Source organism: Bifidobacterium longum subsp. infantis ATCC 15697 = JCM 1222 = DSM 20088 (genome assembly GCF_000269965.1).
GTDB lineage: Bacteria > Actinomycetota > Actinomycetes > Actinomycetales > Bifidobacteriaceae > Bifidobacterium > Bifidobacterium infantis.
Genome location: NC_017219.1, coordinates 960,336 through 974,100, shown reverse-complemented (window position 1 = coordinate 974,100; position 13,765 = coordinate 960,336). Strand labels below are relative to the sequence as shown.

General features: G+C 59.4%; 9 protein-coding genes and 3 rRNA genes. 1 reads left to right on the top strand and 11 read right to left on the bottom strand.

All coding sequences use genetic code 11. From position 1 onward, the window contains the following. Positions 1–38: 38 nt before the first annotated feature. From hisH to BLIJ_RS04185, 7 genes are all read right to left on the bottom strand, one after another. Positions 39–686: an imidazole glycerol phosphate synthase subunit HisH gene (gene hisH, locus BLIJ_RS04215; protein ID WP_012577203.1), complete on the bottom strand. Its 648-nt coding sequence runs from the start codon at positions 684–686 to the stop codon at positions 39–41. A gap of 33 nt (positions 687–719) precedes the next feature. Continuing rightward, on the bottom strand, positions 720–1,514 hold the full coding sequence (locus BLIJ_RS04210) for a hypothetical protein (protein ID WP_012577202.1): 795 nt from the start codon (positions 1,512–1,514) through the stop codon (positions 720–722). Then, positions 1,514–2,113, bottom strand: a complete 600-nt coding sequence (gene hisB / locus BLIJ_RS04205) for an imidazoleglycerol-phosphate dehydratase HisB (RefSeq protein ID WP_012577201.1) — start codon at positions 2,111–2,113, stop codon at positions 1,514–1,516. Before hisB ends, BLIJ_RS04210 begins: the two co-directional genes overlap by 1 nt. An 85-nt stretch (positions 2,114–2,198) precedes the next feature. After that, complete coding sequence (locus BLIJ_RS04200) at positions 2,199–3,359, bottom strand: histidinol-phosphate transaminase (protein ID WP_012577200.1); 1,161 nt, start codon at positions 3,357–3,359, stop codon at positions 2,199–2,201. Beyond that, positions 3,356–4,753: a histidinol dehydrogenase gene (hisD, locus tag BLIJ_RS04195; RefSeq protein WP_012577199.1), complete on the bottom strand. Its 1,398-nt coding sequence runs from the start codon at positions 4,751–4,753 to the stop codon at positions 3,356–3,358. The genes BLIJ_RS04200 and hisD overlap by 4 nt, the downstream gene beginning before the upstream one ends. A gap of 101 nt (positions 4,754–4,854) precedes the next feature. Then, positions 4,855–5,148 carry an acylphosphatase gene (locus BLIJ_RS04190; RefSeq protein WP_012577198.1) on the bottom strand — a complete coding sequence of 98 codons (294 nt, stop codon included), beginning with the start codon at positions 5,146–5,148 and terminating at the stop codon, positions 4,855–4,857. Between the two features lie 12 nt (positions 5,149–5,160). Next, complete coding sequence (locus BLIJ_RS04185; protein WP_012577197.1) at positions 5,161–6,627, bottom strand: xylulokinase; 1,467 nt, start codon at positions 6,625–6,627, stop codon at positions 5,161–5,163. Between the two features lie 308 nt (positions 6,628–6,935). Between BLIJ_RS04185 and BLIJ_RS04180 the strand changes: the two genes are divergently transcribed. Next, on the top strand, positions 6,936–7,763 hold the full coding sequence (locus tag BLIJ_RS04180; RefSeq protein WP_012577196.1) for an aldo/keto reductase: 828 nt from the start codon (positions 6,936–6,938) through the stop codon (positions 7,761–7,763). A gap of 187 nt (positions 7,764–7,950) precedes the next feature. On the opposite strand, the gene rrf is transcribed toward BLIJ_RS04180, so the two are convergent. The 4 genes from rrf to BLIJ_RS04160 all read right to left on the bottom strand — a co-directional run bounded on the left by rrf (position 7,951) and on the right by BLIJ_RS04160 (position 13,260). Further along, a 5S ribosomal RNA gene (gene rrf / locus BLIJ_RS04175) occupies positions 7,951–8,067 on the bottom strand. A 170-nt stretch (positions 8,068–8,237) separates the two neighbouring features. Further along, positions 8,238–11,303: ribosomal RNA gene (locus BLIJ_RS04170) — 23S ribosomal RNA — on the bottom strand. A 31-nt stretch (positions 11,304–11,334) separates the two neighbouring features. Next, positions 11,335–11,655, bottom strand: a complete 321-nt coding sequence (locus tag BLIJ_RS14230; RefSeq protein ID WP_126386297.1) for a hypothetical protein — start codon at positions 11,653–11,655, stop codon at positions 11,335–11,337. Between the two features lie 79 nt (positions 11,656–11,734). Beyond that, positions 11,735–13,260 (bottom strand): 16S ribosomal RNA (locus BLIJ_RS04160). Together the 16S, 23S and 5S rRNA genes form the textbook arrangement of a ribosomal RNA operon. Positions 13,261–13,765: the final 505 nt, after the last annotated feature.

Sequence of the window (13,765 nt, the reverse complement as noted above, 5' to 3'; positions counted from 1 at the left end):
CGATTTGAGCTCTCTCGTCAGAGGGAGCTTCATGCTTTTTACAGTGTGGCGATCCAGTTCTTGAGGAGCTGGGCACCGGCGTCTCCGGACTTTTCCGGGTGGAATTGCGTGGCGGACAGCGGGCCGTGTTCATAGGCGGCCACGAAACGCGACCGGCCGTACGAGCACCAGCTCACGCGTTCGGGCGCACCGCTCAGATCAATGTCGAAACGAGACGTATCCACCGGCTTCACTTCCATCGCGGCGTAGGAGTGCACGAAGTAGAACCGTTCGTTCTCCACGCCGTTGAGCAGCACCGAATCGGGGGCGGCCTCGATCGTGTCCCATCCCATGTGAGGCACCACGTCGGCGTCCAGCAGGTTCACCGAACCGCCGATCAGCCCGATGCCCGCGGCATGGACCCCGTGCTCCAGACCGTGTTCGAACATGATCTGCTCGCCCACGCACACGCCAAGCACCGGACGGCCGGCGCGGATGCGATCATAGATCACACGGTCGCCGTCGACCTTCTTCAGACCCTCCATACATGCGGCGAACGCGCCCACGCCCGGCACGACCAGACCGTCGGCCTCCAGCGCCTGACGATAATCGGAGGTGAGAGTGGTGTCGACGCCAAGATTGGCGAGCGCACGCACCATGGAACGTACATTGCCGAAACCGTAATCGAAAACAACCGCTGTGGTCATATTCTCTCCTATCCCCTACTGGTTGGTTGGCGTCTATTCGATGCGGGAGCCGCGCCCGCCACGTCCGCGTCTGGTGTGGTTGGCGAGAATCTGCATCGCCTGGTCATGGTCGAGTCCAGCGGAATCCACCACTTCAAACCCTTGGGTCTTGAGTTGGTTCAGAGTTACGATGCCGAGCATCAGGTCCTCGACGAAGCGCGGTGTGGAGGTGAACAGCACGGGCGGCGCGAAACTCTGTCCGGCCTCTCCCTGCACGTACATGGCCACTTCGAGCTTGTCGGCACGATTGACTGCAAGAATCACGGCCATGCCGGATACCACGGTGGTCAGGTCCTTGGCTGCGGCTTCCGGGCCGTCGCCGTCCAGATTCTTCAGCACCGCGACGGCCCCCTGATTGGCACCGATGCATGCGGCGGAGATATCTGACAGCTGGCAGAACGCGGCCAACAGTTCGGCGGAGGCAAGACGGGTGACGATCAACGCCACCTTCGCCTTGTTACCCAACAGTCCAGCGAGTTCGTTGTCGAAGCCGAGCGAGGGGTCGACCACGTCGGCCATGGCCTCGTTCACCGCATCCGCAACGGACCCGGTGACGTCGTCGGTCATAGGCTGGCCGGAATCAGCGGAAGCCTTATCAGCCGTATCATCATTCGCGTCGGAATCGGACTTCGCTGAAGCAGCGTCCGCTGTTTCAGCGGCATCACTGGTATCACTGGCATCGCCGGATGCCGAATCGTCCGCGAATTCTTTCTCGAATCCGGCGAGCGCGGCCTCAAGCTCCTCGTCGGAGAAGTGCGATTCGTCCGGATCGAACTTGTCGTCGGCCATCACAGGGCTCCCTTGGTGCTGGGCACGCCGTCTACACGCGGGTCGATTTCCATGGCGAAGCGCAGCGCACGGGCCAGCGCCTTGAATTCGGCTTCAGCGATGTGGTGCGGGTCGCGGCCGGCGAGCACCTGCATGTGCAGGCAGATGCCGGCGTGGAAGGCGATGGATTCCATGACGTGGCGGACCAGAGAGCCGGTGAAGTGCCCGCCGATCATGCAGAATTCGTAGCCTTCGGGCTCGCCGCTGCACACGCAGTACGGGCGCCCGGAAATGTCGACAACGGCCTTGGCCAGCGCCTCGTCGAGCGGCACGGTGGCATCGGCGAAGCGGCGGATGCCTTTCTTGTCGCCGAGAGCCTGCTTCAGGGCTTCGCCGAACACGATGGCCGTATCTTCCACGGTGTGGTGCACATCGATGTCGGTGTCGCCGTGGGCGTGGATGGTCAGGTCGATCAGCGAATGCTTGCCGAGCGCGGTCATCATATGGTTGTAGAACGGCACGGATGTATCGATATCGGTTTTGCCGGTGCCGTCGAGGTTCAGTTCGAGGTCGATGTGTGATTCGCTGGTTTCGCGGACGATGTGCGCGGTTCTTGCCATCATGTCTCCTGTGTGATTCGTCATATTGGATTGCGGCGGGACTCGAATCGCTTCGGGTCTCGCCGCAATCGGAAAGAAACGTCCCTTATGCTGCTTCCACTATACGAAGCACTTCAACAAGGGCGTTACGGAAGGTCTCCATCTCCTCGTCGGTGCCCATGCACACGCGCAGCCAACCGTCCGGTCCGACCACGCGGATGAGTACGCCGCGCTTCAGGAGCTCGTCGAAGATGGCTTCGCGCTTGTCGAAGTGCCCACCGAACAGAAGGAAGTTCGAGCCGGATTCGGCCACTTCAAGCGGCTGGTCCTTGTAGGTCTGTTCCTTGAGCCATGCGGCGGTGGCCTCGCGGGTTTCGCGCAGGTGCTCGACACGGCTCAGCTGTTCATCGGTGTGTTCGAAGGCAGCCAGTGCGGCGGCCTGGGTCACGGCGGACAGGTGGTACGGCATGCGTACGATGCGCACGCAGTCGATGATGCCCTTGGATGCGGCTAGGTAGCCGACTCGCGCTCCGGCGAAGGCAAAGGCCTTGCTCATGGTGCGGCTGACGGCCAAGTTCGGGTGGTCCTTGATCAGGCTCACGGCGCTCGGGGTGCCTGGCTTGCGGAATTCCACGTACGCTTCGTCGATGACGAGAATCGGGTGCACGCCCTCGCCCGCGCCGGCCACTTCAGCGGTTTCGCAGGCGGCGAGAATACACTCGATATCCTCCATCGGCAACGGGGTGCCAGTCGGGTTGTTTGGTCTGGTGAGCAGCACCATCGAGGGCTTGACCTCGGCGATGGCCTCAAGCACCTTGTCGACGTTCAGCGTGAAGTCGGCGTTGCGGTGGGCGAGCTTCCAACCGGTGAAGGTGTCGCGGGCGTACTCCGGGTACATGGAGTACGTCGGGTCGGCACCGAGTGCGGTGCGGCCCGGGCCGCCGAAAGCCTGGAACAGCTGGAGCATGATCTCGTTGGAGCCGTTCGCGCCCCACAGCTCGTCCACGTCCAGACGGGTACCGGATTCGCGGGCCAGGTAATCGGAGAATGCCTGACGCAATTCGATGTGCTCACGGTCCGGGTATCGGTTGAGTGTGGGGGCGATTTCACGCACACGCTTGGCGATGGTGTCGCATACGGCCGGGTCCGGCGCATACGGGTTCTCGTTGACGTTCAGGCACACCGGCACGTCCAGCTGGGGAGCGCCGTACGGCTCCTCACCGATCAGGTCGTTGCGCAACGGCAGGTTTGCGGGAATCGAGCTCATCGCAGACCGGCTCCCTTCTCCTGCTCGCGCAGGGTGGCCTTGTCATACGGATCCTTGACGAAGCGGGAGAGCACGCACTCGCCGTGGGCGGGCAGATCCTCGGACACCGCAAAGGCGTTGATGCGGGCGGCGAGTGCCTTCAGGCCTTCCTCGTCGTATTCGATGACTTCGACCGGCTTCATGAAGGTGTGCACGCCGAGGCCGGCGGCGAAGCGGGCGGTGCCGCCGGTGGGCAGCACGTGGTTGGAGCCGGACATGTAGTCGCCCAGCGGCACCGGGGAGTACGGGCCGCGGAAGATGGCACCGGCGTTCTTGATGCGCTTGACGACAGCATCGGCATCCTTGGTCTGAATCTCAAGGTGTTCGGCGGCGTAGGCGTTGGCCGCGTCGATGGACTGGTCGAGACCGTCGGTCAGCACGATGGCAGACTGGGTGCCGGACAGTGACGTGTGGACACGCTCGGCGTGCTCGGTACGCGGCACGCGGTACTTGAGGTTCTCCTGCACCTTGTCGGCAATCTCGGTGGAGTCGGTGAACAGCACGGAACCGGCGAGCTCATCATGCTCGGCCTGGCCGATGAGGTCGGCGGCCAGCAGACTCGGGTTGGCGGTTGCATCGGCGATGATGCCGATTTCGGTGGGGCCGGCGACCGCGTCGATGCCCACGAATGCGGAGACCAGCGACTTGGCGGTGGCCACGAAGATGTTGCCCGGGCCGGTGATCTTGTCAACCGGATCGCACAGGATGTCGCCGTCCTGTGGCTCGCTGCCCTTGGCGCCGTATGCGAACATGGCGATGGCCTGAGCGCCGCCGACCGCGTATACCTCGTCAACACCGAGGATGGCGCAGGTGGCGAGGATGGTCTTGTTCGGCAGGCCTTCCTCATTGTCGCGGGCGGGCGGGGTGGCGATGGCCAGCGATTCGACGCCGGCGGCCTGGGCCGGCACAGCGTTCATGATGACGGAGCTCGGGTAGACGGCCTTGCCGCCGGGCACATACAGGCCGACGCGCTGAATCGGAATCCAGCGTTCGGCCACGCGGGCACCTTCGGCGAGGTCGGTGTAGAAGTCCTTCGGCACCTGGTTGGCGGCCACGGCGCGGGCGCGGCGTACCGATTCCTCGATGGCAGCGCGCACTTCGGGGTCGAGCGTGGTCAGGGCGTCCTTGATCGCCTCGACCGGCACGCGCAGGTTCTTGGGACGCACGTGATCGAACTTCTCCTCGAAGTCGCGCAGGGCCGCGGCACCGCGTTCCTTGACATCGTCCAGAATCGGACGCACCAGATCGGTGGCTTCGGAAGTGCCCATTGCGGCGCGCGGCATCGCGGCGAGCAGTTCGGCACGGGACAGGTGCTGACCACGCAGGTCAATGATTCGCATGATGTTCTCACTCATAAAGCCCCATCGTACCAACGTGAGGGGCCTAAGCGGCGAGGAACGCCCATGTTCACCCGTATCGTGAGATTATCGTGCGTGATGTGGATTCGTGATGCAGGTTATTGACGCACGCCAAATGCCCGAGCGGTCTCATCGATAATCGGCATGTCATGTACGGCGACGTGACTCACTTCGGACCATCGCGGACCAATGGCTAATTGCTCAACCAAGGCTTGCACTGCGTCGCTACTGCCTTGTGCTTCCAGCTCAACCGAGCCATCGCGGCAATTGCGCACCCAGCCCTGTACACCAAGTCGACGTGCCTGAGTCACCGTAAAATAACGGAATCCCACGCCTTGCACCAGTCCGGTGACCGCTATATGTTTGCGGACCAAATTCGCTGATTGCCTCATGATGCTCAGTTCCTAATCCATCGTTCGCAGCATCGGGTAGAGGCTCAGGAATCGCCGGTATGCGTCGGCATATGTGCGTGCGGTGTCAGGATTCGGCTGATATACGGTGCGTTCACATACGGATTGCAGCAGGTCTGGTGCATTGAACACCAACGAGGCCATCGCCACTGCTGGCAGAATATCGGCATTGGCGAACACTTCGATGGGATGCTCCAACACATCGGCCAGAATCTGGCACCACGCATTTTCTCTGGCTCCGCCGCCAATCAGGGAAATCTCGCTGGGTTTGGCGTCAGAACTTTCCATACCTTGACGAATGGAGAAGGCCACGCCCTCAAGCGCGGCACGCATCATGTCTGCCTTGGTGGTGTCTGGATCGAGGCCTACATAGGCCCCGCGAATATTCGGGTTCATCACGGGGAACCGCTCCCCCACCAGATATGGCAGGCACATCACACCGTTGGAGCCGGGTTTGGATGTTTCGATAAGCTGATGTGCTTCCGCGTAATCGCCATCAGCGAATACGCCGGTAACCCATTTATGCACGTCACCGGCGTTGAGGAATGGCACGGCATTCACGAAGACTTCTTCCACACCAAATGCCAGATTCGCAGCACCGGGTTTGCCGGTGAACGGTTCGGGCGAAACGGTGGCGATCCAACCTGAGGTGCCGATATTGATGTTGTATTGACCAGGGCGGCTGACACCGCTGGCCAGCGTGGTGGCACCCGCATCGCCAATGCCCGCGTATACCGCAGTTCCGGCGGAGAAACCGGTGCGTTGTGCAGCGGATTCCGTCACTGTGCCAATGTTGTCTTGCGGATTGTGCAGGTGTGGCAACATGGCCATGTCGATTCCTGCGGCCTCGCACAATTCGGCATCCCATTGGCCATTACGGATATTCATGGCACCGGCTGTGGAACAAGCCGCCACATCGCCCACGCATTCGCCGGTCAATTGGGCGATCAAGTAGTCCTTGGAACTGATCAATACATGACGAATGCGCGCGTACGTTTCCGGCTCGTGTTCACGCAGCCACATCAACTTGGGCAACGGCAAGCAGCCTTCGAGCCGGTTACCAACGGTGTTCAGGAAACGTTCTACTCCACCCTGATATGTCTTGGCGAGTTGCTTGGCCTGTTCCTCGGCTCGGCCATCCGAATACAGAATGGCATTGCGGACGGGATTGAGCTCGCCGTTCAAAGCAATAACATCCTGCATCTGACCGCTGAAAATGATGCCACGAATGCGAGTCACATTGAATTCTGACTCGGATTGCCGCGCCTGCTCAATCATGTGCCTGGAGGCCGAGCAGAAAGCTTGCCACCATTGATCGGGGCTCTGTTCCCGATAGTCGCCGTTGATAATAAGGTTAAGCTCACTACTCGCACTGGCTACGATACGGCCTTGCCTATCAACCAAGGCACCCTTCAACGCCGTGGTCCCTGCATCGAATGCAGCCACATATTCCTCTGCCACGTGCTCTCCCCTTCAATCTGGGTTGTGATTGTACTGGTTATTATCGTAGCCGCTTACTCGTTGCATTCATTAGGTCGATTTCACGTTCATTAGGTCGGTATGCCGTAAGACGGCTCTTCAGGAATGGCGTAATGACTGGGTTCTGATGCCGAAGACCCTGGACCCATTGACCTAATGAATGCAATAATGACCTAATGAACGAGAATCACGCCATCATTACGCAATTCTTTGCCCGCGAAACGCGGCTCATTGCATCGTCTTGTTTCTAAAATAGGAAATTGAATGAACACTACGAATAGTGAGGCATTATGGCAATTCAATCGACAATTATGCTGAACAACGGCACTGTCATCCCGCAGGTGGGCTTGGGCGTATTCCAGACACCGGATGGTGATACTACAGTGAACGCGGTGCAGACGGCTCTGGAGAATGGCTACCGTCATATCGATACCGCAATGATTTACCGCAACGAAGCCTCAGTAGGTGAAGGTATTCGCCGTGCTGGTGTGCCGCGCAGCGATTTCTTCTTGACCACCAAGCTGTGGAATGACGATATTCGCGCACGCCACGGCAAGGATGCATTCCAAGAAAGCCTCGACCGCTTGGGCGTGGATTATGTGGATCTGTATCTGATTCACTGGCCGGCAGACGGCTGGCAGCAGGCCTGGGATGACTTGCAGGAGATTTATGCCTCTGGCCGTGCCAAGGCCATTGGCGTCAGTAACTTCCAAAAGCATCATATTGATGAGCTGCTGACCCACAGCGATATGGTGCCTGCCGTAGACCAGATTGAGTCTTCCCCACAATTCACCAATCAAGAGCTCATTGGCCAGCTGCGTGCCAAGGGCATCGCAACCGAGGCTTGGAGTCCGCTCGGCGGTACCGGCGGCAACCTGCTGAGCAACCCAGTATTGGCCGAGATCGGTGCCAAGTACGGCAAGTCACCTGCCCAAGTGGTGATTCGCTGGCACATCCAGCGCGGCATCGTCGTGCTGCCCAAGTCCACCCATGCCGAGCGTATCAAGCAGAACTTCGAGGTCTTCGACTTCAACCTAACAGTCGATGATATGACCGCCATTTCCGCCATCAACACCGGCAAGCGCAACGGTGCCGATCCTGACAATTTCAATTTCTAGACCTTTATAGGTCCAGATACGCAAAGAGGGAACTCTCCGTCACTTGAGGGTTCCCTCTTCTATATGCTTACGATTCGGCCGCACCCTAGTTGCGAGAGCCTATATCTTGTCGGTGTCTTGTCTTGTTGGTTTCGGATATGCGGGAAGCCCCGGTACCTTCAAGGTATCGGGGCTTCCTGTACGTGTGGTGCGGCGGCGTGCTACTCTCCCACACCCTGTCGGGTGCAGTACCATCGCCGTGCCAGGCCTTAGCTTCCGGGTTCGGAATGGGACCGGGCGTCTCACCTGGGCCATGACCGCCGCAAATCTTCTCTTATACGGTCAGACACCAAGGTCTGCCGGCCTGTGGCGGCCCGGGAACCGGACAGGGGACGCGAATTCGTTGATGTTTCGTCTTGTGTTCATCCCGTGCTCATTGCCATACGGGATGGTTTGCAGGAGGATGATGCGGTCCCCGAACGAATCAGGGGAATAATAGTGTTGCCTTTCGTCCGTTAGTACCGGTCGGCTCCACCCCTCGCGGGGCTTCCACGTCCGGCCTATCGACCACGTGTTCTGCATGGGGACTACAGCAGCCCGAGGCTGCACGGAATGCTTATCTTGGAGCAGGCTTCCCGCTTAGATGCTTTCAGCGGTTATCCCTTCCGAACGTAGCCAACCGGCCGTGCCACTGGCGTGACAACCGGCATACCAGAGGTTCGTCCACCCAGGTCCTCTCGTACTATGGGCAGGCCTCCTCAACATTCCAACGAGCGCAGAGGATAGAGACCAAACTGTCTCACGACGTTCTGAACCCAGCTCGCGTGCCGCTTTAATCGGCGAACAGCCGAACCCTTGGGACCTGCTCCAGCCCCAGGATGCGACGAGCCGACATCGAGGTGCCAAACCATCCCGTCGATATGGACTCTTGGGAATGATCAGCCTGTTATCCCCGGGGTACCTTTTATCCGTTGAGCGATGCCGCGTCCGTACACCGGCACCGGATCACTAGTCCCGACTTTCGTCCCTGCTCGGACCGTCGTCCTCGCAGTCAAGCCCGCTTGTGCACTTGCACTCGCCACCCGATTGCCAACCGGGCTGAGCGGACCTTTGGGCGCCTCCGTTACTCTTTGGGAGGCAACCGCCCCAGTTAAACTACCCGCCAGGCACTGTCCCTGAACAGGATCACTGTTCGAGGTTAGACATCCAATGCGAACAGAGCGGTATTTCACCTTGCGGCTCCGCACGATCTGGCGACCATGCCTCTCGGCCTCCCGCCTATGCTACACAATCCACACCGAATGCCAATACCAAGGTATAGTAAAGGTCCCGGGGTCTTTTCGTCCTTCTGCGCTTAACGAGCATCTTTACTCGTACTGCAATTTCGCCGAGCTCCTGGTCGAGACAGTGGGGAAGTCGTTACGCCATTCGTGCAGGTCGGAACTTACCCGACAAGGAATTTCGCTACCTTAGGATGGTTATAGTTACCACCGCCGTTTACCGGGGCTTGAATTCACCGCTTCACCCGAAGGCTGACGGATCCTCTTAACCTTCCGGCACCGGGCAGGCGTCAGTGCATATACAGCGGCTTGCGCCTTCGCATGCACCTGTGTTTTTGGTAAACAGTCGCTACCCCCTGGTCTGTGCCACCCCCAAAAGCTCCCCGCGCGAGGCGGCTCACCATCGGGGGTCTCCCTTAAACCGAAGGAACGGGAGTGATTTGCCGAGTTCCTTGACCAGGATTCGCTCGATCGCTTTGGTATTCTCTACCTGACCACCAGTGTCGGTTTGGGGTACGGGCGGCTTCGAGCCTCACGCCGAAGCTTTTCTCGGCAGCCGGGATCACCGGATATCGGGCCACAAGGCCCCCACCATCGCACCTCGCCCACACGCCCCGCGGATTTGCCTACGGGACGGGCTGCGTGCTTGACCACGGAAAACCACCTCCGCGGCCGGCTACCCTTCTGCGTCACTCCTGCGCTGACCTACTACAAGGATCGGTCCCAACAGGCCCAGGCATCCCACCCCCGAAGGGGAAGCAAGCCCGGACCCGGAGGTTAGTACTCCAAGCCTCGGTTCTGGCGGCTGAAAGCCGGTACGGGAATATCGACCCGTTCATCCATTCGACTACGCCTGTCGGCCTCGCCTTAGGACCCGACTCACCCAGGGACGATGAACGTGGCCCTGGAACCCTTGGTCATCCAGCGGACGGGATCTTCACCCGTCTTTCGCTACTCATGTCTGCATTCTCACTCCCATGAAGTCCACGGCGCGTTCACACGGCCGCTTCGCCCCTCATGGGACGCTCTCCTACCCAGTACAAAATACTGCCGCGTCTTCGGTGGTGTGCTTGAGCCCCGCTACATTGTCGGCGCGGAACCACTAGACCAGTGAGCTGTTACGCACTCTTTCAAGGATGGCTGCTTCTGAGCCAACCTCCTGGCTGTCTATGCGACTCCACATCCTTTCCCACTTAGCACACGCTTCGGGACCTTAGACGACGGTCTGGGCTGTTTCCCTTTCGACGACGAAGCTTATCCCCCGCCGACTCACTGCCGGGATACACGTCACCGGTATTCGGAGTTTGGTTGCTGTTGGTACCCGATACGGGCCCGCAAGCATCCAGTAGCTCTACCCCCGGGACGCAATGACCCGACGCTGCACCCAAATGCATTTCGGAGAGAACCAGCTATCACGGAATTTGATTGGCCTTTCACCCCTAACCCCAAGTCATCCCCCCGGTTTTCAACCCAGGTGGGTTCGGTCCTCCACACGGTCTTACCCGCGCTTCAACCTGCTCAGGGCTAGATCATCCCGCTTCGGGTCCAGGACACGCGACTTTAAACGCCTTTTAAGACTCGCCTTCGCTACGCATACCCCACACGGGTTATGCTCGCCACATGCCACTGACTCGCAGACTCATTTTTCGATAGGCACGCCGTCACCCCACAAAGAGGCTCCGACGGATTGTAGGCGCACGGTTTCAGAGACTGTTTCACTCCCCTCCCGGGGTACTTTTCACCTTTCCCTCACGGTACTCGTTCGCTATCGGTCAGACAGGAATATTCAGGCTTACCCGACGGTCCGGGCGGATTCGCACGGGGTTCCACGGGACCCGTGCTACTTGGGAGACGCGATCGGCAGACCATGCGCGTTCAGGTACGGGGCCCTCACCCTCTGCGGCCCGGTATTCAACCCGGTTCCCCTGACACATGGTTTTCTACAACTGCCGGCCGGCCCGTCGGAGCCGGCACACGCGATCCCGCAACACCCCACACGCAACCCCCGACGGGTATCACACGCGCAAGGTTTGGCCATCATCCGCTTTCGCTCGCCACTACTCACGGAATATCCTTTCCTGCAGGTACTGAGATGTTTCACTTCCCTGCGTACCCCCCGGCCGAAGCCGGTACCGACCCATGACGGCCGGTGGGTTCCCCCATTCGGAAATCCTCGGATCAAAGCCCTGTAGGCGGCTCCCCGAGGCTTATCGCAGCCTCAAACGTCCTTCATCGGTCCTGTCTGCCAAGGCATCCACCATACGCCCTTGCAAGCAACACACACCATGAAGGTGCATGGCCGCAAGATTCCTCTAGCAAATTCCCAGACGACAAATCATCACACTAAAAATGATCACAAAACGATCGAAACGAACAATAGAGTTCGATTCGAAATCAACAGCAAAACAAAGATTCAAAACCATTGTTTTGCTCGCGTCCACTATCCAGTTCTCAAGCCACCACGCACCGCCACGCCAACCAGACCGGCACACGGCCGGCCCGCAGGCACGACGGGCATCGAATCGCGCCAGGCAAAAGCCTGGGGTGGCGATCCGGGAGCCCAAAAGCGCATCCGCACCACCCCCGCGGAACATCCCACGACGGACGAACCGAAAGCCCATGATCTCTTCCACACCAGCAACCCGTCCACACGCGACCATCGCGCGGGAGGGTCCGCACCGGACGCCGAACGGCATCCTGTATTCTCCGTAGAAAGGAGGTGATCCAGCCGCACCTTCCGGTACGGCTACCTTGTTACGACTTAGTCCCAATCACGAGCCTCACCTTAGACGGCTCCATCCCACAAGGGGTTAGGCCACCGGCTTCGGGTGCTGCCCACTTTCATGACTTGACGGGCGGTGTGTACAAGGCCCGGGAACGCATTCACCGCGACGTTGCTGATTCGCGATTACTAGCGACTCCGCCTTCACGCAGTCGAGTTGCAGACTGCGATCCGAACTGAGACCGGTTTTCAGGGATCCGCTCCGCGTCGCCGCGTCGCATCCCGTTGTACCGGCCATTGTAGCATGCGTGAAGCCCTGGACGTAAGGGGCATGATGATCTGACGTCATCCCCACCTTCCTCCGAGTTAACCCCGGCGGTCCCCCGTGAGTTCCCGGCACAATCCGCTGGCAACACGGGGCGAGGGTTGCGCTCGTTGCGGGACTTAACCCAACATCTCACGACACGAGCTGACGACGACCATGCACCACCTGTGAACCCGCCCCGAAGGGAAACCCCATCTCTGGGATCGTCGGGAACATGTCAAGCCCAGGTAAGGTTCTTCGCGTTGCATCGAATTAATCCGCATGCTCCGCCGCTTGTGCGGGCCCCCGTCAATTTCTTTGAGTTTTAGCCTTGCGGCCGTACTCCCCAGGCGGGATGCTTAACGCGTTAGCTCCGACACGGAACCCGTGGAACGGGCCCCACATCCAGCATCCACCGTTTACGGCGTGGACTACCAGGGTATCTAATCCTGTTCGCTCCCCACGCTTTCGCTCCTCAGCGTCAGTAACGGCCCAGAGACCTGCCTTCGCCATTGGTGTTCTTCCCGATATCTACACATTCCACCGTTACACCGGGAATTCCAGTCTCCCCTACCGCACTCAAGCCCGCCCGTACCCGGCGCGGATCCACCGTTAAGCGATGGACTTTCACACCGGACGCGACGAACCGCCTACGAGCCCTTTACGCCCAATAATTCCGGATAACGCTTGCACCCTACGTATTACCGCGGCTGCTGGCACGTAGTTAGCCGGTGCTTATTCAACGGGTAAACTCACTCACGCTTGCTCCCCGATAAAAGAGGTTTACAACCCGAAGGCCTCCATCCCTCACGCGGCGTCGCTGCATCAGGCTTGCGCCCATTGTGCAATATTCCCCACTGCTGCCTCCCGTAGGAGTCTGGGCCGTATCTCAGTCCCAATGTGGCCGGTCGCCCTCTCAGGCCGGCTACCCGTCGAAGCCACGGTGGGCCGTTACCCCGCCGTCAAGCTGATAGGACGCGACCCCATCCCATACCGCGAAAGCTTTCCCAGAAGACCATGCGATCAACTGGAACATCCGGCATTACCACCCGTTTCCAGGAGCTATTCCGGTGTATGGGGCAGGTCGGTCACGCATTACTCACCCGTTCGCCACTCTCACCACCAAGCAAAGCCCGATGGATCCCGTTCGACTTGCATGTGTTAAGCACGCCGCCAGCGTTCATCCTGAGCCAGAATCGAACCCTCCACAAAAAAATGCGAAGAGACATCGACAGATGACTCTCAAAACAAAAATTGACGAGCACGTCCTTAAGGAAGGACGCCCTCAAAAAACCTCACCCCTCATCAAACCCTCCCGGGTACCCAACCACCACGACAGGCGATCAGGCGAGAAATGAACTGGCAATCATTGACTATAAAGAAGTAGTACAAACACGCTCTTGAGTTCTCAAACCACCACCACACCAGCAAGACGGAAAACCAACCAGAGGAAGGAACCCGCCGCGCTGAGCGGCAACAGGTGAATAACTTACACGAACACACGAACACACGCAAATCGGGCATGAAAAGGCACGCCAGAATCGTTGCAACGACGGCGTTCTATCGGCGTGTCGAAATCAACTTGAATCACGCCGTTACCATCAGGATACGCCGGCTTTTTATAGGCTCACGTAACGAAATCAGATGTTCACTGGCGTGTCGCGACAATTCATTCCACGTTCAACTCCCCTCAGTCACGCTTCGCGTGCCAGCTCCC

What these genes read in the sequence shown, in the direction of transcription:
- hisH (WP_012577203.1), bottom strand. Translation starts at nt 686, where the DNA reads ATGACCACAGCGGTTGTTTTCGATTACGGTTTCGGCAATGTACGTTCC.
- BLIJ_RS04210 (WP_012577202.1), bottom strand. Translation starts at nt 1,514, where the DNA reads ATGGCCGACGACAAGTTCGATCCGGACGAATCGCACTTCTCCGACGAG.
- hisB (WP_012577201.1), bottom strand. Translation starts at nt 2,113, where the DNA reads ATGGCAAGAACCGCGCACATCGTCCGCGAAACCAGCGAATCACACATC.
- BLIJ_RS04200 (WP_012577200.1), bottom strand. Translation starts at nt 3,359, where the DNA reads ATGAGCTCGATTCCCGCAAACCTGCCGTTGCGCAACGACCTGATCGGT.
- hisD (WP_012577199.1), bottom strand. Translation starts at nt 4,753, where the DNA reads ATGAGTGAGAACATCATGCGAATCATTGACCTGCGTGGTCAGCACCTG.
- BLIJ_RS04190 (WP_012577198.1), bottom strand. Translation starts at nt 5,148, where the DNA reads ATGAGGCAATCAGCGAATTTGGTCCGCAAACATATAGCGGTCACCGGA.
- BLIJ_RS04180 (WP_012577196.1), top strand. Translation starts at nt 6,936, where the DNA reads ATGGCAATTCAATCGACAATTATGCTGAACAACGGCACTGTCATCCCG.